22 protein-coding genes are annotated in these 24130 nt (G+C 45.7%); 10 read left to right on the forward strand and 12 right to left on the reverse strand.

The features are described from left to right. The first annotated feature begins 22 nt into the window (after window positions 1–22). The 3 genes from NIAKO_RS07870 (at window position 23) to NIAKO_RS07880 (ending at window position 2874) form a co-directional block, all read left to right on the forward strand. Window positions 23–1606: a S26 family signal peptidase gene (locus tag NIAKO_RS07870; protein WP_014217884.1), complete on the forward strand. Its 1584-nt coding sequence runs from the start codon at window positions 23–25 to the stop codon at window positions 1604–1606. Beyond that, a complete protein-coding gene (locus NIAKO_RS07875; protein ID WP_394365521.1) occupies window positions 1576–2184 on the forward strand; it encodes a cytidine deaminase in 609 nt (202 codons plus the stop codon). The genes NIAKO_RS07870 and NIAKO_RS07875 overlap by 31 nt, the downstream gene beginning before the upstream one ends. A 96-nt stretch (window positions 2185–2280) precedes the next feature. Then, complete coding sequence (locus NIAKO_RS07880; RefSeq protein WP_014217886.1) at window positions 2281–2874, forward strand: suppressor of fused domain protein; 594 nt, start codon at window positions 2281–2283, stop codon at window positions 2872–2874. A 7-nt stretch (window positions 2875–2881) separates the two neighbouring features. Here NIAKO_RS07880 and NIAKO_RS07885 read toward each other — a convergent pair whose 3' ends face one another. From NIAKO_RS07885 to NIAKO_RS07905, 5 genes are all read right to left on the reverse strand, one after another. Beyond that, complete coding sequence (locus tag NIAKO_RS07885) at window positions 2882–3925, reverse strand: flavin reductase family protein (RefSeq protein WP_014217887.1); 1044 nt, start codon at window positions 3923–3925, stop codon at window positions 2882–2884. A 3-nt stretch (window positions 3926–3928) separates the two neighbouring features. Further along, window positions 3929–4930: a YhdH/YhfP family quinone oxidoreductase gene (locus NIAKO_RS07890; RefSeq protein ID WP_014217888.1), complete on the reverse strand. Its 1002-nt coding sequence runs from the start codon at window positions 4928–4930 to the stop codon at window positions 3929–3931. Window positions 4931–5055: 125 nt separating this feature from the next. Then, entirely contained in the window at window positions 5056–5565 is a 510-nt protein-coding gene (locus NIAKO_RS07895; protein ID WP_014217889.1) for an O-acetyl-ADP-ribose deacetylase, read from the reverse strand. Between the two features lie 78 nt (window positions 5566–5643). Then, a complete protein-coding gene (locus NIAKO_RS07900; protein ID WP_014217890.1) occupies window positions 5644–6153 on the reverse strand; it encodes a methylated-DNA--[protein]-cysteine S-methyltransferase in 510 nt (169 codons plus the stop codon). An 11-nt stretch (window positions 6154–6164) separates the two neighbouring features. Then, the gene (locus NIAKO_RS07905) at window positions 6165–6500 is read right to left on the reverse strand and encodes a tRNA-binding protein (protein ID WP_014217891.1); all 336 of its coding nucleotides are present in this window, start codon (window positions 6498–6500) and stop codon (window positions 6165–6167) included. A 35-nt stretch (window positions 6501–6535) separates the two neighbouring features. Here NIAKO_RS07905 and NIAKO_RS07910 point away from each other — a divergent pair, with 35 nt between their 5' ends. Both NIAKO_RS07910 and NIAKO_RS07920 read left to right on the forward strand, forming a co-directional pair. Beyond that, window positions 6536–6946: an OsmC family protein gene (locus NIAKO_RS07910; RefSeq protein ID WP_014217892.1), complete on the forward strand. Its 411-nt coding sequence runs from the start codon at window positions 6536–6538 to the stop codon at window positions 6944–6946. Window positions 6947–7801: 855 nt separating this feature from the next. Continuing rightward, window positions 7802–9241 (forward strand): Gfo/Idh/MocA family protein, encoded by a 1440-nt coding sequence (locus tag NIAKO_RS07920; protein WP_041348218.1) that lies wholly within the window; start codon window positions 7802–7804, stop codon window positions 9239–9241. Between the two features lie 78 nt (window positions 9242–9319). Here NIAKO_RS07920 and NIAKO_RS07925 read toward each other — a convergent pair whose 3' ends face one another. The 3 genes from NIAKO_RS07925 to topA form a co-directional block, all read right to left on the reverse strand. Next, entirely contained in the window at window positions 9320–10252 is a 933-nt protein-coding gene (locus tag NIAKO_RS07925) for a transglutaminase family protein (RefSeq protein WP_014217894.1), read from the reverse strand. A gap of 89 nt (window positions 10253–10341) precedes the next feature. Continuing rightward, the gene (locus NIAKO_RS07930; protein WP_014217895.1) at window positions 10342–10890 is read right to left on the reverse strand and encodes a YcxB family protein; all 549 of its coding nucleotides are present in this window, start codon (window positions 10888–10890) and stop codon (window positions 10342–10344) included. Between the two features lie 120 nt (window positions 10891–11010). After that, window positions 11011–13611, reverse strand: coding sequence for a type I DNA topoisomerase (topA, locus tag NIAKO_RS07935; protein ID WP_014217896.1), 2601 nt, complete (start codon window positions 13609–13611; stop codon window positions 11011–11013). Window positions 13612–13993: 382 nt separating this feature from the next. Here topA and pxpB point away from each other — a divergent pair, with 382 nt between their 5' ends. The 5 genes from pxpB (at window position 13994) to NIAKO_RS07960 (ending at window position 19330) form a co-directional block, all read left to right on the forward strand. After that, the gene (pxpB, locus tag NIAKO_RS07940; RefSeq protein WP_165761337.1) at window positions 13994–14740 is read left to right on the forward strand and encodes a 5-oxoprolinase subunit PxpB; all 747 of its coding nucleotides are present in this window, start codon (window positions 13994–13996) and stop codon (window positions 14738–14740) included. A gap of 96 nt (window positions 14741–14836) precedes the next feature. Then, window positions 14837–15829 carry a 5-oxoprolinase subunit C family protein gene (locus tag NIAKO_RS07945; RefSeq protein WP_014217898.1) on the forward strand — a complete coding sequence of 331 codons (993 nt, stop codon included), beginning with the start codon at window positions 14837–14839 and terminating at the stop codon, window positions 15827–15829. Then, entirely contained in the window at window positions 15823–16581 is a 759-nt protein-coding gene (locus NIAKO_RS07950) for a 5-oxoprolinase subunit PxpA (RefSeq protein WP_014217899.1), read from the forward strand. The genes NIAKO_RS07945 and NIAKO_RS07950 overlap by 7 nt, the downstream gene beginning before the upstream one ends. Before the next feature lie 48 nt (window positions 16582–16629). Further along, window positions 16630–17823 (forward strand): NRAMP family divalent metal transporter, encoded by a 1194-nt coding sequence (locus NIAKO_RS07955; RefSeq protein WP_014217900.1) that lies wholly within the window; start codon window positions 16630–16632, stop codon window positions 17821–17823. Window positions 17824–18064: 241 nt separating this feature from the next. Then, a complete protein-coding gene (locus NIAKO_RS07960; protein WP_014217901.1) occupies window positions 18065–19330 on the forward strand; it encodes a DUF4407 domain-containing protein in 1266 nt (421 codons plus the stop codon). Here the strand turns inward: NIAKO_RS07960 and NIAKO_RS07965 are convergent. From NIAKO_RS07965 to NIAKO_RS07980, 4 genes are all read right to left on the reverse strand, one after another. After that, on the reverse strand, window positions 19322–19813 hold the full coding sequence (locus NIAKO_RS07965) for a hypothetical protein (RefSeq protein WP_014217902.1): 492 nt from the start codon (window positions 19811–19813) through the stop codon (window positions 19322–19324). The two genes, NIAKO_RS07960 and NIAKO_RS07965, sit on opposite strands and share 9 nt — an antisense overlap. Window positions 19814–19820: 7 nt before the next feature. Then, entirely contained in the window at window positions 19821–20438 is a 618-nt protein-coding gene (locus NIAKO_RS07970; RefSeq protein ID WP_014217903.1) for an SGNH/GDSL hydrolase family protein, read from the reverse strand. Between the two features lie 196 nt (window positions 20439–20634). Next, the gene (locus NIAKO_RS07975) at window positions 20635–23295 is read right to left on the reverse strand and encodes a TonB-dependent receptor (RefSeq protein ID WP_014217904.1); all 2661 of its coding nucleotides are present in this window, start codon (window positions 23293–23295) and stop codon (window positions 20635–20637) included. Between the two features lie 227 nt (window positions 23296–23522). Then, on the reverse strand, window positions 23523–24089 hold the full coding sequence (locus NIAKO_RS07980; protein WP_014217905.1) for a DUF445 domain-containing protein: 567 nt from the start codon (window positions 24087–24089) through the stop codon (window positions 23523–23525). Window positions 24090–24130: the final 41 nt, after the last annotated feature.

Here is a 24130-nt window from a genome sequence, read left to right on the forward strand (position 1 = left end):
ATTTTTAATAAATTGCCCCATAATGAGTTTACACGATCTGTTCGTTATAATATTAATATCCTTACTTATCGTAGAATTGCCGGCCTTTGGGTTAGCAAAATTGTTCGAAAAAGCTGGAATTGAGTCCTGGAAAGCCTGGGTGCCCTTTTACAACATCTGGGAGATCATGAAAAAGACCAGCCTGAAACGGCACTGGTTCTACTGGCAGTTTATTCCTGTAGTTGGTTGGTTTATAAGCATTTGGTTGCTGGTTGAATTTGTGAAACTGTTCGGCCGGTTCAGCATTCTCGATCATATTGGGGCCGCTTTGTTATCGGTCGTATATTTCCCATACATCGGTATGGACAAAAAGGTGAAGTTCCTGGGGCCCGATGCCGTTAAGAACCATAAAAAAACCGTGGTGCGGGAGTGGATAGATGCGGGCGTGTTTGCCGTTGTGGCCGCCACCCTCATCCGCGTATTCGTGTTTGAAGCGTATACCATCCCCACCGGTTCAATGGAAAAAACGCTGCTGGTAAACGACTTCCTGTTTGTTAGCAAGCTCAGCTATGGTCCGCGTATTCCCAATACCCCGCTGGCCATTCCGTTTGTGCACCACACCATGCCCATTACCAACACAAAATCATATACCGAGATCATTCATTTGCCTTATACGCGCTGGTTTGCCAGCCCGGTTAAACGCAATGATGTAGTGGTATTCAATTTCCCTGCAGGTGATACGTTAACCAAGGAACTGGATTCGCAGGACCCTTACTACGACATTCTGCAAACGGAAGAAATGCGGCAATACCAGCAGTTGAAAGGACAGATTGCCAACGAAGCGGAGTTGCAGGCGGTAAGCAAAGCAAAAGCGCGCGAAATTGTATGGAGTGATTATACCATCATGACCCGCCCGGTTGATAAACGCGAGAATTATATCAAACGCTGTGTGGCCATCCCTGGCGATACCATTCAGATTGTAGATGGCCTTTTATATGTGAACGGAAAAAAGGCGTACGTTTCACCAACTTCGGCTACCGATTACAATGTTACCACCACCAACAACAAGATCCTGAACGACGATGAATTACGGGATGCCGGCATCAGGTTGAATACCGATGACAGAAATCCCGATTTCATTCAATATGGTGCTAATAGTTACAATATCAACATGTCCGAGTCGGAAGCGGAGATCCTGAAAAAGTGGCCCGGAGTAACTGTTACCCGTAAGCTGGAAAACGTAGGCGACCCCCGCATTTTCCCACGCGACACTTCGCTGGTGCTGTGGAGTGTGGATGAGTTTGGTCCGCTGTGGATCCCTAAAAAAGGCGTAACCATTCCGCTGAATGCTAAAAACATTGCCTGTTATAAACGCGCGATCCGGGTGTATGAAAACAATACCTGGGAAGAACGCGATGGTAAGATCTTTATCAATGGACAGGAAGCCACTACCTATACCTTTAAAATGAACTACTACTGGATGATGGGTGACAACCGACATCGTTCGCAGGACAGCCGCTTCTGGGGTTTTGTTCCTGAAGACCACGTAGTAGGTGAGGCCTGGTTAATTTGGATGAGCTGGGATAAAGGTATCCGGTGGAACCGGATGTTCAGATCAATACATTAGTCTTCCCTTCTAAAACATATTTCATATCTTTAGTAATCCTTCCCCGCATCGGGAAGGATTTTTTGTCTGGTAAATTCAGGATTATGAAAAAAGATGAATTTAAGTTTTCATTCGATGTGTATGATTCTATAGAGGAGTTAACGGAAGAAGATGCGTGGTTGCTCAACGAAGCAAGAGAAGTTACAGAGCATGCCTATGCACCTTATTCGCATTTTCAGGTGGGGGCGGTAGCCAAACTGGTCAATGGAGAAATCGTGGCCGGTAGCAACCAGGAGAACGCTTCGTTCCCCGTGGGATTATGCGCAGAACGGGTTTTGCTGGCCTCTGCATCCTCCCTGTATCCACAGGTGGCCATTGAAACGATGGCCATCAGCTATCAAACCGGAAATGGCGACAGCAATCACCCTATTTCACCCTGCGGTATTTGCCGGCAATCCTTACAGGAATTTGAATCCCGGGTAAAACATCCCATCCGGCTCATCCTCGGTGGCATGGAAGGAAAAATATATGTGATCCCTAAAGCCGGTATTTTATTGCCATTGGCATTTACGAGTGAACAACTAAGGGGGGAATGGTAAAATACCGTTGCATGTTTCAGGTTACATGTTACAAGGAAAACCTGTAACGGTCTGCAACCTGCAACTGCTCCTGTAACCAACACAAGCTCCTATTTAATGACCGGGCAACATTTAAATATAATCACTCATCTAACCACCCACTTCGGCGCCACTCCAACATTATTGTGGGATCCCAATGACGAAGACCCGCAGGTTGGTTGTGCTTATTTCCCGGCGGAAAAAACAGGCCGTCCCTGGGGCACGCTGTGTTCAGTTGGCATGAGCCTTACACCCATGGTGCTCGACGAGCACGCAGAAGATACCGATACCAAACGTGCAGAGATCGTTGTATATGTAAAGGAAGATGAACCCGACCTGGATGATATCGCCAACAAGGTTCGCTGGGCTGGCGCTTTCCCTTTTTTGCAGGAACCGCAAACCTTCCTGGGTTGGGGCCATACCGTTCACCTGCACGATCTGTTCAGGGATTCTGAATTAACCACGCTGCTTACATTATCCTCTATAGTAACTGCCGACAATGAACCCGCCTTTCAAATAGAAGGCGATGATGTTGGGTTTATCTGGCTGACATTTCTTACCGATGCAGAATATGCCCTGAAGAAAGAACAGGGCGTGAACGCCATTCTCGATTTGTTTGGCGAACACCAACACCCGGTTACATTTGACCGTAGCCGTAAAAGTTACGTGTAAACAATACTTATACCTCCAGTTCCAAATCAGCAGTGGCATAGCCGGTACAGGTAAGCACCAGTCCGCCCTGCAGGTCCCCATCAGTAAGCACCTCATTGTTGCTCATGATCACCGAGCCTTTACGGCAATGCGCGGCACAGGTAGCACAGCGGCCTGTATTGCAACTATAGGGCAGATCGATGCCCTGCTTTTGGGCAGCCTTTAAAATGGTATCGGGAAACGCAGACGTGAAATGATATGTTTGACGGGCGTAATGCACCACTACCTTGAATGGGGTAGCAGGAACGGTAAAGGCCGGTTTGCGGATGGCTTCTATAACAAAATGTTCCTTGCGCAACTGATCTTCAGCAAAACCCATCACCCGCAGCGTAAACTGCACCATGCGCATAAATGGTTCCGGTCCGCAGGTGTAGAATAATATCCTGAACGCTGTGTCCGCCGAAGCAATTCTATCTGTAACTATCCTTTCCAGCAACCAGTTATTAAGTCTGGCAGGTTTTGTATCTGCATCGATGGGGTTACTCAGCAGATCGATGCGGGTGAACCGTTGAGGATACTGGATAGCCAGCTGCAGCAGCGGTTGCTGGTAAATGATATTCCGTTCATCGTGGTTTTGATACAGCAGGGTGATGTGACTCTCCGGTTCCTGGAAAAGCACTTTTTTTATAAGGGCCAGCATGGGCACTATGCCACTGCCGGCGGCAATAAACCAGATTTGTCGTTTCTGCGAATGATCGGTATCTATGATAAATCTGCCTGCAGGCGGCAGGCTGTTTACGAGTGTGCCTGGCTGCCAGGTACGCAGAATATGGCGCGAAACCTCGCCATTCTCTTTCTTTTTTACTGTAATGGCTATGTGCTTATCGATGCCCTGAGTGGTGCAGATGGAGTAGGAGCGGCGGATCTCATGCCCGAGGTGACTAAACAAAAAAGTCAGGGATTGACCCGCATCCCAGGTAACCGGTTTTCCATTCGCTTCTTCCAGAACATACGTTTTTGCGTCAGGCGTTTCGGGAATCACCTGAATTACTTTCCACTGCAATATTTCCATTAGTTACAGGTTGTTGAGATTGACCACTATGCGGCCCATGATTTTGCCCTGCAAAATACTATCAATGTAAGTAGTATTCAACTCATCCAGTGTAACTTCTTTGCCAATGGCAGATAATTTATCTTTTATGTTCCATTCGGTGTTCAGTTTTTCCCATATAATAAGGCGAACCGCCATAGGTGTTTCGGCAGAACCGATACCCAGTAAATTAACGCCGTTCAAAATGAACGGATATACCGTGGCATCGAGTTTGGGCGAAGCCACCAGTCCGGTGCTTACCACACTGCCTTCCGGCTGGCAGGCCTTTAATAACGTAACCAGGGTATCGCCGCCAACGGTATCGATGGCGCCGGCCCATTTGGGCTTTAAGAGCGCTTTATTGGAGAAGTCGGTGACAAAGGACCTGTCTTCCACCCGCGCAGCACCCAGGTGTTGTAAGTATTCCAGGGCGTTTGATTTGCCACTCACGGCTATCACTTCGTAGCCCACTTTTGATAAAATAGAAACCGCCATACTGCCCACACCACCGGTTGCCCCGGTAACTACAATGGGGCCCCGGCTTGGGTCCATTTTCATCAATTCCATTTTATACAATGCACAGGCGGCGGTAAAACCGGCTGTGCCGATGGTCATGCATTCTTTTAATGAAAGGTTCTCTGGTTTTTTAACCACCCAGCTTGCCGGAACGCGGATGAACTGGCCATAGCCGCCGCAGGTATTCATGCCCAGGTCGTTGCCCGTAACCACTACCTCGTCGCCTACGGCAAACTGCTCGTTACGGCTGATCTCCACTATCCCCGCTGCATCGATGCCGGGAGTATGCGGATATTTTCTGGTTATACCCTTATTGCCTGTTGCCGAAAGCGCATCCTTATAATTCAGGGAAGAATATTGTACCCTGATCACCAGCTCACCCGCCGGCAGGTCATCAATTAACCGGTCAACAATCGTCCGTTCAAAAGTTCCTTTGTCGGTTTCTGTTACCCAAAGCGCTTTAAATGGCATATAATGGTTCGTTTGTGTTTTTGTTTATACTATCGGGCACTGGTGAATTATGAATAAGGCCTAAAGCTGAAAGCCTAAAGCCAAAAGCCAATTTTGATTTTGCTTTAGCCTTTAACCTTTGGGCTTTAAGCCAGCCTCTCTTTATAAAGAGCGTAATTCTCGTCATCAAAACATACAAAGAATATCTCTTTAAGGCTTTTATTGTTAGCTATAAACTGTTGAACCGTAGTAATGGCAATGGCAGCGGCTTCCGGTTTGGGAAACCGGTAAATGCCGGTACTGATATTTGGAAATGCAATGGTGGTTATCCCATTCTCAACTGCCAGCCGTAATGAATTGCGGTAACAATTGGCCAGCAGGTCAGGCTCCCCGTTATGACCGCCATTCCACACCGGACCAACAGTATGAATTACATATTTGGCAGGTAATTTACCTGCGGTGGTAATCACTGCTTCGCCAACCTCACAGCCACCCTGTTTGGCCCGGATGGCCCGGCATTCCTCCAGTATAGCTGGCCCGCCGGCCCGGTGAATAGCGCCATCTACACCACCACCACCTAATAAAGAGGTATTAGCGGCATTCACGATAGCATCCACTTCCAATCTGGTTAGATCTCCCTGTATAAGCCTGATCATAAAGAGTAAAACATTCAAGTAGAAAATATCAAAAATCCTACCACCCCAAAAAATCCCATACATCCCATAAATCCCGGTTCAGAAGAGCGTTTGCACCCCATGCGCTATTTTATTCTCATGCTGCAATAACCATTTTTTGCGCGGTAATCCGCCCGCATAACCTACCAGGGTATTGTTGGAACCGATAACCCGGTGGCAGGGCACAATGATAGCCACGTTGTTTTGGCCGTTGGCGGCAGCTGCGGCCCTAATCACTTTGGGATCGCCCAGGCGGTGCGCCATCTCCAGGTAGCTGACGGTTTTTCCATAGGGGATGTTCATCAGTTCATTCCATACCCTTTGTTGAAACGGGGTGCCTTTCTGCGAAATGGGCAATTCAAAAAAACGGCGCTGGCCATGAAAATATTCTATCAATTGTTCAACTGCCTGAATGGCCATAGGCGGCAGGTCCTTATCATCTGTAGCAGGCGTAATTTTATCGGGTTCATCAATAAATAATACTTCGCTGATGAAATGTTCCGTACCTGCTATCTGCAGCAAGCCAACGGGGCTTTGGTAATATGTTATGAAGGAACTTATATGAACAATTTATTAAATGATCAGCCAATCTTCCAACCATTTTCAACGGGGCGATCAGGTGTTAGTAAAACTACCTCTTTTTTATCAGTGTAAACGCCCAGCACCAGGCATTCGCTGAAAAAATTAGCGATCTGCTTGGGTGGAAAGTTCATCACGGCGATCACCTGTTTGCCAATTAAGGCATCCTTTTCGTATAAATGCGTGATCTGGGCCGATGATCTTTTAATGCCCAGCTCCCCAAAATCGAGGGTAATTTGATAGGCCGGATTTTTAGCTTTTGGAAAATCATTAACTTCCATGATTGTTCCGGCTCTGATCTCTATTTTTGCGAAGTCATCCCAGGTGATAGTACTCATAGCTTTTAATTTTTTCAAAAATAAATATCAATTACATGAAACGTACAGCTACTGCCGTTTGGAACGGCTCAGGAAAAGATGGATCTGGAAATTTAACTACGCAAAGCACTACATTAAACAAAACGCAGTATTCGTACAAATCAAGGTTTGAAGAAGGGGTAGGAACCAATCCCGAAGAACTGATCGCAGCTGCGCATTCAGGTTGTTTCGCTATGAAATTAAGCTTCGTGTTAGGCGGCGCCGGTTTCACTGCCGATTCACTGGATGTAACTTCTACCGTTGCCCTGGAAGATGGCAAGATCACCAGCTCACACCTGGTATTAAAAGCCAAAATTCCCGGTATCAGTGCCGAAAAATTCAAAGAGTGTGCTGATGATGCAAAGGCTAACTGCCCTGTGAGCAAAGTGTTGAATTGTGAAATCACATTGGATGCTTCTTTAGTGTAAGATAAATCTTTGTGTGTAGTGAAAGATTCCCGGTCTTATGTGGCCGGTTCAGGTTACAAGTTGCAGGTTTCAGGGAATACAAATTTCATTTATTTGAAACTGTATTTTTCCCTGCAACCTGGAACCTGAGTTCATAAGACGATCCTGAACATCCTGTGTGAAGTCGAAGTATCGAAGGATCTGACTATAAAGACCGAGCGGAGTCGACGGCTCCGGTTTTATCTTCGTGCCTTGCCGGGTCGCGGCTATTTGCCGTTTGCCGTCTGCCATCTAAAGCCTCCATAAACCACTATACATTCTCCCTATACATACTGCCGGTTAAATGCCCCCAGCTCCGGGCCGGCTCCACCTAAGTCCCGTATATGACCCGTACATATCTCGTACATGTCTCGTATATGTTCCGTTCCTTTATAGGTACGAGACATCCAGGGGATACCATGGTAATATTAATGTGGTATTAAGGACACAGTGCAGGAACCAGCCCCGGGCAGACCTGGAACCGGTGGCAATTTGATGCAGATAAAACAGAATGGGAGGTACAAACGAAAAAAGCTAATATTTTTTGCAGGCAGCCTTGATGAAGTGCTGAAGATTTTTAGCTACTGCCGGTTTTTGCATGTAGGCACTTTGAATAAAGTTAATTTATAACCCATTTATGTTATTGAATTATTCCATTATTTCTTATCCTGTCCATCTCAAAAATCCCACCAATCCCAGTTCAGATAATTTAGTAAAAAATCAGCAGGCGCCTTGCAACACTTTTTAATGACTGCCCGTCTTCGGTTTTAGTAATATTAATTTGCTAAATCGGTTTAAATCTATACATTCAGCATCTAAAATAATATGCTTATCAGTATGAAGAAGAACAAAAAAACTAACCAGTCATCACGGCGGGAATTCCTGAAAAACACTTCCCTGGCCGCTGCCGGATTCTTCATTGTTCCGCGGCATGTATTGGGCAAAGGTTACATTGCGCCCAGTGATAAATTAAATATTGCCGGCATTGGTGTTGGTGGAAAAGGAACCAGCGATCTGGCCGAATTTGCCAAAAGCCCTAAAGTAAATATTGTGGCGTTGGTTGATGTAGACGATCGCCAGGCAGTGAAATCGCGCCAGAGTTTCCCCAATGCGAAATACTACAAGGATTTTCGCGAAATGCTCGACAAAGAGAAAAATAATATCGATGCCTGTTCTGTTTCAACGCCTGATAACTGCCACGCTGTAGCGGCCCTGTCGGCTATGCAGCTGGGTAAGCATGTGTACGTTCAAAAACCATTGACCCACGATATTTATGAAGCCCGTATTCTTACCGAAGCGGCTAAACGCTACAAAGTAGTTACCCAAATGGGCAACCAGGGCGGCTCCGGCGATGGTGTTCGTAAAATGAAGGAAATGGTGGATGCCGGCATGGTTGGCGATGTGCATACAGTACATTGCTGGACTAACCGTCCCGTTTGGCCCCAGGGTATTCCTACGCCAACCGGTAATTTTGATATTCCAAAAGAGTTGGATTGGGACCTGTGGCTGGGCCCCGCCAGGAAAATAGATTATAATCCCGCTTACCTGCCTTTTAACTGGCGTGGCTGGTGGGCTTTTGGTACCGGCGCCCTGGGCGATATGGCCTGCCATATCATGGACCCCGTGTTCCGGATTCTGCCTATCGACTATCCTTCTTCTGTTGAGTGCAGTGTGGCTACCATTTATAAAGAAATGTGGAACGACAGCATGAACCCCGACGGCTGTCCGCCTTCGTCGATCATGCACCTGACGTATCCTAAAAAAGATGGCAAAGGAACTATTAAAGTGAGCTGGCATGATGGTGGTTTAACTCCTGAGCGCCCCGAAGAACTGTTGCCCGAAGAACCCATGGGTAACTGGGATGGTGGTGTTATTATGGAAGGCACCAAAGGAAAGATCATGTGCGATTGTTATGGCGCTAACCCACGTTTATTGCCTACCCATCTGAATCAGGAAAAGAAAATGCCTGCAGAAAGGATCAAACGCGTTCCTGAAGGCCACTATGTTCAGTGGGTAAATGCCTGTATCGATGGCTATGGCAAAGGCGAAACCAGTTCTCCATTTGATTATGCCGGACCGTTTACAGAAAGCATTCTGATGGGTAACCTGGCTATCCGCAGCTTTATGATGAAAAATCCATCAGCAAAAGGCGATAACAAATATCCCGGCAGAAAACGCCTGTTATGGGATGCGAAAAATATGAAGATCACCAACTTTGATGAAGCCAACCAGTTTGTGAAGAGAGAGTATCGGGAAGGTTGGAAGTTGGTAATGTAATATTGAATATTGAATGTTGAATATTGAATGTCGAAGTGAAAACCACTTCATCATTCAATATTCAATATTCGACATTCGTTATTCGTTTTCAGGATCAGTCGTGTCTGTAGTATCAGTATCTGTTGTATCGGGCTTCTCTTCAATCGTAATCAGTTCAGACAGCGCTAACAATTCTTTTTGCTTGTAGCTGTTCTTTTCATCAGTAAAGCATTTACTGAATTCTTCCATCAAAAACTGGATCACCCGTTTATTGGAAAGCTGTTTGAAGTAGGAGGCAGCCGGCGCCACGTTTATGCGCTTGAAATAATTCTCTACATCTTTATGCGTGAATACCTGTCCGCTCATGGGATCGATGAAGAACTCTGTTTTGTACAGCGGGTTTTCTACGTGGCGGGTAAAGTCGTAATCTGTTTTAAAATAACCTAACACAAACTGGTGCGGTATATTGATGGCACGAACCGGTACATCGAGCAATTCGCACAAGATGAGGTACAGGATGCCATTGGCAATGGTATTGCCGCGTTTTGCTTCCAGTTGTTTATTGATCAGGAACTCCTCGGGATTCTGATAACCGATCTCTGCGCCGCGTAAATTGAAATAATTATACAAAATGCTGGTCACTACATTTACCTGCTCCAGGGGAGTGAGGTAGCTGTTGAGTTCGAGCCAGATGTTGCGGCGTAATTTTTCAACTTCCTGGTAAACCTGTGCGGTAACCAGGTCGGGGAATTGAAAGCGGGCGACAATGAGCGCCCCGGTAAGCAGATCCTGGTGAGCATTGTTATTCCACTGGGTGAGTTCTTCTGTAAGATCGCGGTAATGCAGGCGGTGTATCAACATTTCAATACGTTCCTGTACATCTTCGCTTACTGTGTTCTCCCAAAGGTTTTCGAGATTGGGGATGATCCCTTTCCCGTAATCGATTATGCGTGTTGATACCAAATTGAAGACCTCTTCATCCGGATCATCGATCAAATGAAATAGTGCCGATATTTCTTTGTTTTCTTCCATGTATGTAACTACTGTTCTTGCCGTTTAGCCGACGTCAATTTCGGAATCTTACAAAAGATATCAATAAAAATCTTATCCACAAAGTTTCATCACTTTGTGGGGAACTCTGAACTGAGTGGTAAATACTGGTTAAATAACCGTTCCAGCTCCTGTTTTTCCTGGGGAGTAGCTATAACGCGACGGGGTATAACAATGGCATGATAAGAGTTTGTATACAAATAGTAACAGGCTGGGGTTTCTGCTTTTTTAACAATCGCTTCCCAGGTATACTTGCTTTCCGAAGCATTGTCTTTGTCAATGATGCCGGTATCGGTCAACACCACTTCGGCTTCTTCCAGCACATGCTGGTTTTCTGGTTTGCTTAAAATATTTCTAACCTTGCGTAAGATGGAACGTTTGATGAGATAGGGGACCATCAGGAAATATACAGTGGCAATTACGCCAAAAATTATAAGATCGATGAAGATCTGTTCTGTCCGCCGGCTGAAGATGTACAGGCTGGCTACGGCGCCATACAGGATAAAAACCCGCAGATAGTACCATAGCCGATAATTCTTTTTATCGGGCGCGGCCCACGCCGTGTAATAATTATAATCGAAATATTCTTCTTCTGTAAGGTGGTATTTCAGGTTAAGCATGTTTAAATCAATTGGCAATAGACAACAGGCAACTGGCAATAGCTCCCGATTTGCGAAGTGTTCGCTTACAGGCAGGCTGTTACCGGTTTGAGAATTTGCCAATTGTCAATTGTCCATTGTTTATTTCTTTTTAGGTGCTGCCTTCTTTTTTGTTGCGTCTTTTTTAGGCGCTGCTTTTTTACCAGGTGCTTTTTTTGCAGCGGCTTTCTTGCTGGCAAATGCATTGGGGACCTGCGCTTCAATCATTTTCTTTACATCGTCCAATGGCACGCTCACCAGCTCTTCTGCAGTATATTTAGTGTCGTCTGCTTTTCTGCCAACCTTCAGGATCTTCTTGCCAAATTTCAATACCGGACCCCAACGGGCATTTTCAATCGAAATCTTTTCATCGGGCCAGTTCTGGATATACCGGTTCTCTTCTTTTTTGATCTTTCCTTCAATCAGCTTATCGATGTCGTCCTGCGTAAGGTTTTCAAAATCGTACCCTTTTTTAGGTACGTTTATGTACATATTGTTCCATTTAATGAATGGACCAAAGCGGCCTGTACCTTTTGTAACCGGTTTATTATCGTAATGCGCAATGGGCGCATCGGCTTTTTGTTTGTCGGCTATAAATTCCAGGGCTTTTTCCATATTCACATCATTCGGATCGATACCACGTGGCATGGAAATATTCTGTTCACCAAACTTTATATAGGGGCCAAAGGGGCCCATGTTCACAACGATTTCCTGGCCTTCATGTTCACCCAGGGTTTTGGGCAGTTCGAATAATTTCAGCGCCTCTTCGAGTGTAATGGTCTCAATACTTTGTCCTCTGCGTAAACCGGCAAAGCGCGGTTTTTCTTCCTCATTGGCATCACCGATCTGCACCATAGGGCCAAAGCGGCCTATACGGGCGGTGATCTTTTTACCGCTTTGCGGGTCAATGCCCAGCTCACGTTCGCCTTTTGCCCGTTCAGCCGTTTCAATGGTATTGTCAACGTCTTTTTTGAAGGGCAGGTAAAAGTCATCGATCATGTTGTTCCACTTCAGCTTGCCGGCAGCCACTTCATCGAACTCATTTTCAATACGGGCAGTGAACCCGTAATCCATGATGTCGTCGAAATATTGTTTCAGGAAATCGGTAACCACCAAACCCAGGTCGCTGGGGAACAATTTCGATTTTTCGGCGCCGGTATTTTCCTGTTCTGTAACCTTGCTTATTTTATCCTCCTTTAAAGTGAGGATGCGGAAATTGCGTTTTACCGCTTCTTTGTCGCGCTTTTCAATGTATTTGCGCTCCTGGATGGTATTAATAGTGGGCGCATAGGTAGAAGGGCGGCCGATGCCGAGCTCTTCGAGCTTCTTTACCAGCGAGGCCTCCGTATAACGGGGGGAGGGCCGGCTAAAGCGCTCGATGGCTTTCATTTCGTTCAACGGTAATTGCTGGTTAACGGTCAGTGGGGGCAACATGCCTTCCTGTTGTTCGTCGTCTGTAATATCTTCTTCGTCACGGTCTTCGCGGTATACTTTTAAAAACCCGTCGAATTTCAGCACTTCACCACTTGCCGTCAATTCTTCTTTATTGGTAGAAATCTCAATTTTAGCAATGGTCTTTTCCAGTTCGGCATCTGCCATCTGGCTGGCCATGGTACGTTTCCAGATCAACTCGTACAGACGTTTGCAATCGGGGTCGTCTATTGTACTGTTTTCCATATAAGTAGGCCGGATGGCTTCGTGCGCTTCCTGTGCCGACTCGTTCTTGTTCTTGTATTTACGGGGCTGGTAATAATTATTACCATACTGGCCGGTAACCTGTTTGCGAATTTCGGCCATTGCAGTATCGCTCAGGTTCACGCTGTCGGTACGCATGTAGGTAATATTACCGCTTTCATATAACCGCTGCGCCAGCGTCATGGTTCTTTTAACACCATAACCCAGCTTACGGCTGGCTTCCTGTTGCAGGGTAGAAGTGGTAAAGGGGGCTGCCGGCGATTTTTTGCCGGGTTTTACCTGGATGTCGTTTACCTTATATTTAGCCCCGATACAGGTTTGCAGAAATTTTTCTGCATTCTCGGCCGTATCGTATTTTTTGCCTTCGGCAACAAAAGTTACGTTCTTGCCGGTAATATCGGGAGTAGTGAATAATGCTTCAATTTTAAAGGTGCTGGTGGCCTGGAAAGCGTTTATTTCGCGTTCACGCTCAGCTATAAGGCGTACCGCAACGCTTTGTACCCGGCCGGCGCTCAGGTTGCTGCCCCGGGCGCTGATCTTACGCCACAGTACCGGGCTTAGCTCAAAACCCACAATACGGTCCAGCACGCGACGGGCCTGCTGGGCGTTCACCAGGTTCATATCCAACAAGCGTGGACTGGTTACTGCTTTTTGAATAGCAGGCTTTGTAATTTCATGAAAAACAATACGTTTGGTAGTCGATGGATCAAGGCCCAGGACCTCACACAAATGCCAGCTGATGGCTTCCCCTTCACGGTCCTCATCCGTTGCGAGCCAAACCTCGTCACTCTTGTTAGCGAGGCTTTTTAGTTCTTTAACTACTCTTTCTTTATCAGCGGGAACTTTATACCGAGGTTGGTATCCATTCTTTATATCGATACCCATTTCTTCCTTTTCGAGGTCGCGGATATGCCCAAAACAACTCTTTACCTCGAAATCCTTACCCAGGATCTTTTCGATGGTTTTGGCTTTCGCAGGAGACTCAACGATCAATAAATTCTTCGCCATAGGTTCTTTAAATGGTTTATATGCATTTTTTTACAATCTCTGCCCTTGATTGTAAAATGGTTGAATAACCGGTTCAACCGAGGTTATAACAAGCTATCTCATTCAAATTCAATGTTCTTTTTGATTGAATTGTAGCTTTACTGGGGGCAGAAAATAATAGTTGCTGGCGTGCAAGTTTAATGTATAACAATGAAAACAACAAATTGATACTTAAACCGCGAAAGTGTAACGTGTCTAAATGTCGGGTTTGAGCTACCTTTATAACAAGCTGAAGTACCTGTTAACTGGAATGCATTCCTAACCAAAAAATAGATGAAAACCAGTACAAACCAGCATAATGAAAAGATAATACCGTGATATTTATGACAAAATGTACGGTTATGTGCTAAAAAAATTAACTTCAATCATTTCCAGTCAGCAATTGACCAATCAATTCAAAATATTTCCGCTAGGGGATTCGGCCGTTACTTTTGACATGGGCAACACCATCAGTGAAGCCCTGAACCAGAAGGCGTTGGCCATGCAACACTGGTTGCTTGCCCATCCTTTTGAAGGGTTAAAGGATTGCCTGGTGGCATACAGTTCGCTCACTGTGCTGTATAACCCCGTTCTTATTAAGAAATATTATAATCCCGCCAACACCATATTTGCCTGGGTGGCCGATCAATTACAACAAGCATTTGATAAAACGGTTCAAACCAGGCAGCCTGCCCGGGAGTTGATTAAAATACCGGTTTGTTATGAAGCAGGGTATGGCCCCGACCTGGCAGCCCTGGCCACAGAAAAGCAGTTGACCGAACAGGATGTGGTGACCATTCACACGGGTACTATTTATAATGTATACATGATCGGGTTTTTGCCCGGTTTTTCCTATATGGGTGAGGTAAATGAAAGCATTGCAATACCAAGAAAACAAACTCCCACGCCTGTTATGGCCGGAAGTGTTGGAATTGCCGGTTCACAAACCGGGATCTATCCGTTGAATAGTCCTGGTGGCTGGCAGATTGTAGGCCGTACACCCCTCAGATTGTTTGATCCCTTTGAACCCGAACCAGTGAAATTACAGGCTGGCGACCGGGTTCAATTTTATGCGATAACTAAACGAGAGTTCGAGGAATACAGTTTATAGTTCCGAGTTCCAAGTTCAGAGTTCACTTTAAACAGGAATTTGAACAAATAACTAAAACTTTGAACTGGGAACTCTGAACTCGGAACTAAGCAGCCCATGTCTTTAACTATTATTAAACCCGGACTATTAGATACATTACAGGACCAGGGCCGTTCCGGATACAGCCGGCTGGGCATAAACCGCGGCGGCGCCATGGACCGGTATGCGGCGCAGGTGGCCAATATGCTGGTAGGCAATGAGACGAGGGAAGCCGTTATTGAAATTCATTTTCCCGGCGCGCAGTTCCTGTTTGAACAGAATACTTTAATAAGTATCACCGGCGGCAATTTTAATGCTATGCTCAATGATGAGCCGGTACCCTTATGGCATCCTATTGTGGTGCGTAAGAATACCGTGCTGCATTTTCCCGGGCTGCAGAACGGTGGCCGGTGTTACCTGGCCGTGCATGGCGGGTTTTGTGTAAGCAAATGGCTGAACAGCTACAGCACGCATTTAAAAGCCGGCGCCGGTGGGTTTCATGGCCGAAAACTGGAAAAGGGTGATGAAATACCTTTTAAGGAAAGCAGTATATATTTTGCCGGACTGCTTAAACCCGGTAAAGAATATGAAGCCCTGAAATGGGGCGTGGATACCGGCAGCACCTACCGGCATCCCAACGAAATATCCTTCATAGAAGGCAACGAATGGGAGCAACTCACGCACCAGTCGCAACAGGCCATGCTGGAGGAAAACTTCACCATTCATCCGTTCAGTGACCGCATGGGGTACCAGTTAAAAGGCGTAGACCTTAAGCGAGAACAAAATATTGAACTGGTATCTTCGGCCGTTAGTTTTGGCACCATGCAATTACTGCCCAATGGGCAACTGATAGTGCTGATGGCCGATCACCAGACAACGGGTGGTTATCCGCGCATAGGACATGTGATCTCGGCCCATTTGCCCAAGCTGGCACAGCTACGGCCAAGCGACGTAATTCATTTTATTAAAACAGATGTTGCCAAAGCAGAGGAACTGCTGATAGCCCAGCAACAGGAATTAAATATTTTGCAACGCGCCTGTACAGAGCGCCTGAACAGCATGGTATGTTAAGCATTGATATTAATTGCGACATGGGAGAGAGCACCCATCTGTGGCCATACGACATTGAAAAGGATAAGTTGTTATTATCTTATGTAAGCAGTATAAACCTGGCCTGTGGGTATCATGCCGGTGATGCGCACACCATGTATGCACTGGCGGAAGCTGCTTTGGGAAGCGGCGTTGCTATTGGCGCTCACCCCGGTTTTCCCGACCGGGATAATTTTGGCAGAACCAATATGGACCTGTCGCCATCTGCCATTTATGAATTAATGATTTACCAGCTGGGGGCGCTCGATGCTTTTTTAAGGGTGCTGCACACCCGGCTGCATCATGTTAAACCACATGGGGCTTTATACAATATGGCGGCAAAGGATGAAGTGATGGCGGAAATGATTTGTAAAGCCGTATATGATTATGATCCACACCTGGTGCTATATGGATTATCGGGCAGTAAACTGATTAAGGCTGCCACTGCTACCGGACTTAAAACCCGGAGTGAAGTGTTTGCTGACCGCACTTACCAGGATGACGGGCATCTGACACCGCGCACGCATGCGCAGGCCCTATTGAGCAGTACGGAGCAATCGCTGCAACAGGTACTTCAAATGGTGCAAACGCAAAGTGTGACGAGTTTGAATGGGAAGACGGTTCCTATTGTAGCAGAGACGGTTTGTGTGCATAGTGATAGTTTGCATGCTTTGTCGTTTGTTAGGGAAGTGAGGGGGATGTTAGAGGCATCGGGAATTAAAGTAGCAGGTTAATAGGTTGTTAGGTTATTAAGTTATTGAGTTCTTTAGTTAAACTAACCAGTGAAAACATCTACACGTTCAGTTATACTAGGCGCCGCATTTCTAATGGCCACTTCGGCTATTGGTCCGGGATTTATTACCCAAACAACAGTATTCACGCAACAGCTGCTGACCAGTTTTGGTTTTGTGATTTTGATCTCGATACTACTGGATATTGCTGCGCAGCTGAACGTATGGCGCATTATTGCTGTAACTGAAATGCGAGCGCAGGACCTTGCCAATACTTTATTACCTGGTATGGGTTACCTGTTGGCTGTATTAATAGTTGCCGGTGGACTGGTGTTCAACATTGGCAATGTAGCAGGCGCCGGATTAGGAATGAATGTAGTGTATCCTTTCGATAGCGATCTTAAGCACCCGGTTATTGGTGCGGGCATCAGTGCTGCAATTGCACTGTTTATCTTCTGGTTTAGAGAAGCCGGTGTTGCCATGGACTGGTTTGCCAGGATCCTGGGTTTTGTAATGATCGGGCTCACCTTGTATGTTGCCTTCAGTTCACATCCACCGGTGGCAGAAGCGGTTTATCGGTCGTTTGTGCCTGTTACAACCAATACTACTGCTATATTAACATTAGTTGGTGGAACGGTAGGCGGTTATATCAGCTTTGCCGGTGCACACCGCCTGCTGGATGCAGGCATAAAAGGAAAGGAACAATTACCACAGGTAACGCGCAGCAGTGTAAGCGCCATTCTGATCGCTTCTACCATGCGCATCCTGTTATTCCTGGCGGCGTTGGGTGTTGTTTCAAGTGGTGCTGTTTTAAACAAGGATAATCCAGCCGGGTCGGTATTTCAGATTGCAGCAGGGAATGTGGGCTATCGCATCTTCGGCATTGTATTATGGAGCGCTGCAATTACTTCAGTGGTTGGTTCTGCTTATACTTCTGTTTCTTTTCTACGCACCCTGCATCCGGTGTTTGAAAAATACCAACGGCTGATTACCTCGTTGTTCATTTTATTCTCCATGGGCATTTTTACCTTTCTGCAACAAGGTGCGGTGCAAATACTGGTAATAGCCGGTGCTTTAAATGGATTGATCCTGCCTCTTTCACTGGCGTTGCTTTTAACGGCTGTACTGAAAAAGAAACTCATTGGTGATTACAAACATCCGGTATGGTTGTCGGTAGCCGGGTGGATAGTTGTAGTGATCATGGGAATTATGGGCGGAAAAGCCATTGCAGCCCTCCTTTTCTAGTAGATTTTCGATGTTTGTGCAGAAATTACCAATGAGTAAATTAATATGTGTTAATAATTTTAACAGGAACGCCATCAAGTTTTGTTAATGGCGCGCTATTTGGTTTGTTTTTACTGTCCGTTTAACACACATACCGATTTTTTTATCGTTATTTGTAATATTCCAACCCACTCAACCCACCTATAAGGTATTAAGTTTTTTTACACAACAATTATTATCCATTAATTAAACCGTTACGGTTATGGCTGACAATCAGCAAGCGCCTGATAATGGCTTGTATACCTATGACTCTTTTACCGGCCGAGGCCCCGGCAAAAAGGCCGACACTAATTTTTTATGGTGGTGTTCCGGGGCTCACCAGGAACTATTAAAACAATTTCCCTCCGAACACAGCAAGTACTGGGGATTAGGCGGTGTAATTCTCGCCACTTTTGTGCTTGCTGCACTAAGCTCCGGCTACGCTATTTACAGCGTGTTTGGCAACTGGCTTTGGACTATCTGTTTTGCGATCATCTGGGGGCTTATCATCTTTAATTTCGACCGCTTTTTGGTTTCCACCATGCGTAAGTATGGGGTAAGCACGCGCAAACAGCTGGCAATGGCATTACCACGGATGGCGCTGGCCATCCTGATCGGTTTTACCATTGCGCGTCCGTTGGAACTGAAGATCTTTGAAAAGGAGATCAATACAAAGGTTATTGAGAACACCCACAAGAAAATTCAGTTGAACGACAGTTTACTGCAGGCCGAGAATACTGCACTGATGCAAACTACCGAAGCAGAACGCAACAGATTGTTTGAGCGGAAGAAAGCGGTTGAAGATGAATTGAGCCGCATGCAGCAATCGTATGTGCGGGAAGCAGATGGTACCGGCGGGTCAGGGATCCGCGGGGTAGAAAAGATAGCCAAACTGAAAAAGGATGCTTACAATGCCTCTGTGCTGCAATCGGCGCCCGAGTTGTTGTCGCTTGCCAATAGCATTCATGTGCAGGACAGCATTCTGGCCAACGCCAAAAGCAACATGGAAGCCAAACGCGCCAAATACGAATTAAGTGCGCTGGAAAATGTTGGTTTCCTGGAACGCAACAAAGCGCTGACCGATCTTTCTGCCGAAGAAAACAGTGTTTACTGGACCAGCTTTCTTTTGTCTCTCCTTATCATCCTGATTGAAGTAGGGCCCATCATTTCAAAACTGATTATGCCGGTTGGTCCGTATGACATAGCCCTGGCAAAAGAAGAACTGACCAGCATGGCCGCTTCGGAAAATGAAATGCGCGCGAATAAGGAAATGGTGATCGATAAAAAGAACAACCTGTACAAAGCGCAAAAGGAGTTTTCGGAACAGCTGGTTGAAAAGATGACGACTTTACAGCAAAAACACATTGACCAGGAGCTGGACAAATGGGAGCGGGGCGAGTGGAACCCGCGCGATCATCGTGCATCCATGGACGAAGTAATGCGCAAAATAAAGGAGCGTTACCAGTTCAACGGGGAAGACTTATTGTAAGAAATAATAAGCGCCACCCAGGCCAATAAATAACAGCAGGGTTAGGAAAGCAATGCCTTTACTAACCCTGTATTTTTGCCGGGCTGAGGGTAACAGTAAAAAGATAATGGCCAGCCCTACCAGGAAAATGCCCACGCAAAAGCCGGTCAATGAGTTGTCGAATTTCTTAAGCTTTAATGCCATTGGAACCGCAATAGTACTTATTACCAGGGTAATGAATAATAAAATAGGCAGGCCCAGCATCCAGCCCAATCGTTTGCCTTTTAACAGGCACCAGCCGGCAATAATACCCGCAAGAATTAATGAGTAAGCTTTTACGTCTGATAACAATTCATTCTTATTAATGATCAGTGCGCCATTTTGCATGGCATAGGGATGTGAGGTGTTCGACATCAATGAAGCCAGCTGCATAATCAGGTAAATAATACCGATCAATAACACCAGGATGCCGGCGTATTTCTCTCTCCATGAAAGTTTTTCCATAGGTAGTTTATTTAGATAATATATTCTTAATCCCTGCTGCCAGCTTTTCCGCCCACAAGGTATATTCTTTTCCGGATGGATGCAATTGATCAGCGGTCAGCAATGACGGGTCATTGGCTGCCAGCCTGGTGCCCGGGGTAATATCAATATAGTGAACCGCATGTTTTTCTGCCAGCGATTTGTTTACCGCATTGTATGAATCTATTTCATGAGCAACAACGGCTGCATTTTTGCCATTGTTGGCGGCATAGGGCGTTACGCCCCAATCAGGAATGGAAACCACAAACACATGACTGGCCTGGCCGCCGGCAAAACGGATGGCCTGTTGCAGTAACGATTCAAATTGTTTGGTATATTCCTCCAGGCTTCTACCGCGGTATTGATTGTTGACACCAATGAGCAGGGAAACCACATCATATGTATTCAAAAAACTGCTATTGTCAATACCTGCCTGCAACTCGTCGGTTGTCCAACCGGTTTTGGCAACAATTTCAGCGGCATATACCTGGTAACCTGCTTTACGCAAACGCTGTACGGTTTGATAAGGAAAGTTCTCATAAACAGGAACACCTTCCCCGATGGTATATGAATCGCCTAAGGCTAAATATGAGTATGTTCGTGACATTAGTTGCAAAAGAAATTAAAAATTAGAAATGTTAAATGAAAAATTAAAAAGGAAATACAAAATACAAAATATTGAATGTCGAAGTAAATACAATTCATCCTTCTCAATTTTGTAATTCACTTCTACATTCAATATTCAACATTCACTAAAAAAGGGGCTGAGTAATCAGCCCCTTGTGACAAATCATATAGTTATTTTATTGCTGCATGCCCTGCATTCCGTTCTGCATACCTTCCTGGTCGCCCTTGGTATTCTTACGCTTGAATAAAGAAGCATCGAATTTACCAAAGCGGTAACTGAAGTTTACGCGAACCAATTGCGGGTCTCTTCTGCGCCAGTCGTCCTGGGTAAACCCATTTGCTTCGGAGTGTACAAAGTACTTACGGGTTCTGAAGATATCCTGCCAGTTCACAGAAACGGTTGCTGTATTCTTTTTGATCTGGAAGTCTTTGCGTAAACCCATATCCATACCATAGAAAGGATTGATATAACCCTGGGTTGTTGTTGTTTGCTGGCCTCCAAATCCACCACCGCGGCCACCGCCACCGCCGCCAAAACCACCACCACTGCCACTGCCGCTGCCGCCGTTGCTGGTGCTAACCGGTAACGCGCTTTTGCCGGTGTAATCGCCGCTGAGCTGAAAGCTCCAGCCTTTATTGAATTTAAAGTTCTGATTCAATTTAGCTGAATAGCTGGTGCGTTCATTTTGCAGGTTGGCAGATATGTTGCTGCCGTTGATCTTTGAATAATACACGTTGGTGCTTAATGTAACATCCCACCATTTTGTAAGGTTATTACGGAATATCAATTCCAAACCACTGGCATATGCTGATGAAGCGTTTACATAAGTAGCTATGTAAACCGAATCGGGATAAGTAACCAGTTTGCCGGGGTATTGATAACGGGAAATCAGATTGGTTGTATACTTTCCGAAAACTGTTGCCAAAAAGGTATTGCTGCTTTTGCCATATGTTTTCTGGTACGACAGTTCCAATGAATGGGTAAACTCGGGTTTCAGGGCCGGGTTACCGGTTTGATAGTTCAACGGATCGGTGTAATCGGTATTCGGCATTAATTGGAAAAAGTTAGGCCGGTTAATCCTGCGGGTATAGTTCAATTGCAGGTCCTGCTTATGCTCCAGTTGTTTGCTTAAAAACACGCTGGGGAATAAACTGATGGGATAATCAATTTTATAAACATCCTTGTTTACCTGGTGCCCATCGTAGCCGCTGCTTTCGGCCCGCAAGCCAACCTGGTAACTAAAGGTTTCCTTTATTTTCTGGGAGTAGGTAACATAACCGGCGTACACATGGTCGGTATATTCAAAATCGTTGTTCAATTCGATACCATTGAAATAGTTATCCTGGAAACTTGAGAATTTACGGACCTGCGCGCGCAAACCCGCTTCCAGTTTAATATTATCGGTAATTGGGTTTACATAATCTGTTTGCCCTATGAAGAATTTATTCTGACCACCGCCCAGCACTGATTGCAGGGTTTCGTCGCCATTTTTATTAACCATGGCCACATCATAGAAGTTCTGGATGTGAATATCGCTTTCGTTGGTATTCTTGCTTTGGTTGTAGTTAAAGTCGGCTGTCCACTCTTCGCCGGCATGGGCAAAAATGTGTTTGAAGCTTAACTGGGTGCCATAGTTGCGGAAATTGTTCTTACCCAGGGTATGACGGCTCTGGGGTAAAACGGTACCGCCTACGGTATCGTATACATAGTTCGACCAATTGTCGGGTTTGAAATCTCCATTTACGATGGACTGCGATAACGAGATGGTATTGCGGTTGTCGATGAAATAATCCAGTCCAAAGCGGCCGAATGCAAATGCGCCGTCCATTACACCTTTGTTATATTGTTTGGTATAATAGTCTTTGACAGTGTTAGAACCATAGGTAAACCTGTCGGTTTCGCCCCAGCTTTTTGATTTACGCTGGTTGTACATGGCGTTGGCAAATACGTTGAATTTACCCTGGCGGACGTTGATGTCGCCACCGCCATTGAATTTACCACGGGAGTCAACACCGGCACGCACACTACCATTGTAACCGGTTTTGCGGTTCTTCTTTAAAACAATATTTAAAATACCCGATTGTCCGCCGCTTGCATCATACTTGGCAGATGGGTTGGTAATGATCTCTACGCTTTGAATGGCATCGGCCGGGATCTGGTCCATGGTTAGGGTAGTGGGCCGGCCATCTACAAAGATCTGGGGGGCAGCATTCCGCAGCGAAACATTTCCATCGATATCTACATTGATAGAAGGCACCTGCCGCATTACATCGATGGCGGTACCACCGGATGAAGTAATGCTTTTTTCTACGTTAAAAATTTTGCGATCAACGCCCATTTGGATCATGGGTTTTGAACCGGTTACGGTTACATCCTGCAGCATGGTGGCATCCTGCTCCATTTTTATATTGCCCAGGTCTTTATCAACCTGGTTAAGCAGTTGCGATCTGTCCACACCCGGACCCATTTTTATATCGAAACCTGCTTTTTGTTCAATGGATTTGTAACCAATGGCGGTAATTACCAGTTTGAACTGCCCGAAAACAGGCAGGTTCTCCAGGCTGAAGTCGCCATTGCGGCTGGTAAGCATACCGCCTATCACAACATCCACTCTTTTTTTGCTTACCGTATCGAATTTGTTTTGAATTAACTGAACAGAAGCTGCGTCGAGTCCTTTATTGGTTGCTTTGTCGATAATACGGCCGTATAAATGACCGATATTCATTTGCTGACCGCCGGGCCGGCCACCGGGGCGACCTGCGCCACCACCAGGGTACTGAGCCTGAGTAATTTGAAAGCTAACAAGGAGTACAAAGAGCCATCCAAAATGTTTCATGTGTTAGTTACTATGGTTGAGAACGATTAGACGCAAAATTGCCGGAGAACTTGTGAAGTGGGTATTATTTGTGATGAGCGGTGAATGAAGGACAGTTTCAAGTTCCAAGTTCAAGGTTTCAAGTTCCAGGTTCAAAGTTCCAGGTTCCGGGTTTCAGGGCTTCTATTGCCAGGTTTCCGACTTTTTCAATCATCCTGTAACCTGAAACATGCAACCTGTAACAGTTTTTATACAAATGCCATAATAATTCCTGCCTGCACCAAACCTACCAGGAAGCCAACTAAAGCTCCTACCAAATACGCCTTGCGAAGTTCGCCGCCAGCATGCTGGTATACAGCTGTTTTGAGTTTTTCTACCTGCAGGGCGGCTATTTTATCGGTGATGGTTTGTTCCAGGTTAAGGTCCTGTTGCAGGTTTTGTAAATATTCCTTCATGACAACCGGAAAAATTTCTTCCAGTTCTTTCATAAAGATCTCTTTGAGGGTATTGATGGTTCTGTCGCCAATGAGCATCCCGATCATGGGAAAGGAAACCTTGAGTTTGTTACGCAGGAAATCGTCGATGTGTACTTCGGCCACCGGCATAATTTTTTTTATGCTATCGGGGTTGGTGATCTTTTCTTCGAGCTCGCTGAACGATACAAATTCCTTAGCGATTACCGGCGCCAGCGTTTGAGCGAGTTGTGGTTGCCGTTTGGAGAATGTAAGGAACAGCATTTTAATAAGCAGCCAGTTGCTGAACCAGCCGATAAATGCAGCAGAGAGCGGAAGAAAAATAAAGAGCCACCAGTTCATAATAAAAATATATTAATATGTGTTTCTGTGTAGTTTCTAAA

Origin of the sequence: Niastella koreensis GR20-10 (assembly GCF_000246855.1) — a bacterium.
Lineage (GTDB): Bacteria > Bacteroidota > Bacteroidia > Chitinophagales > Chitinophagaceae > Niastella > Niastella koreensis.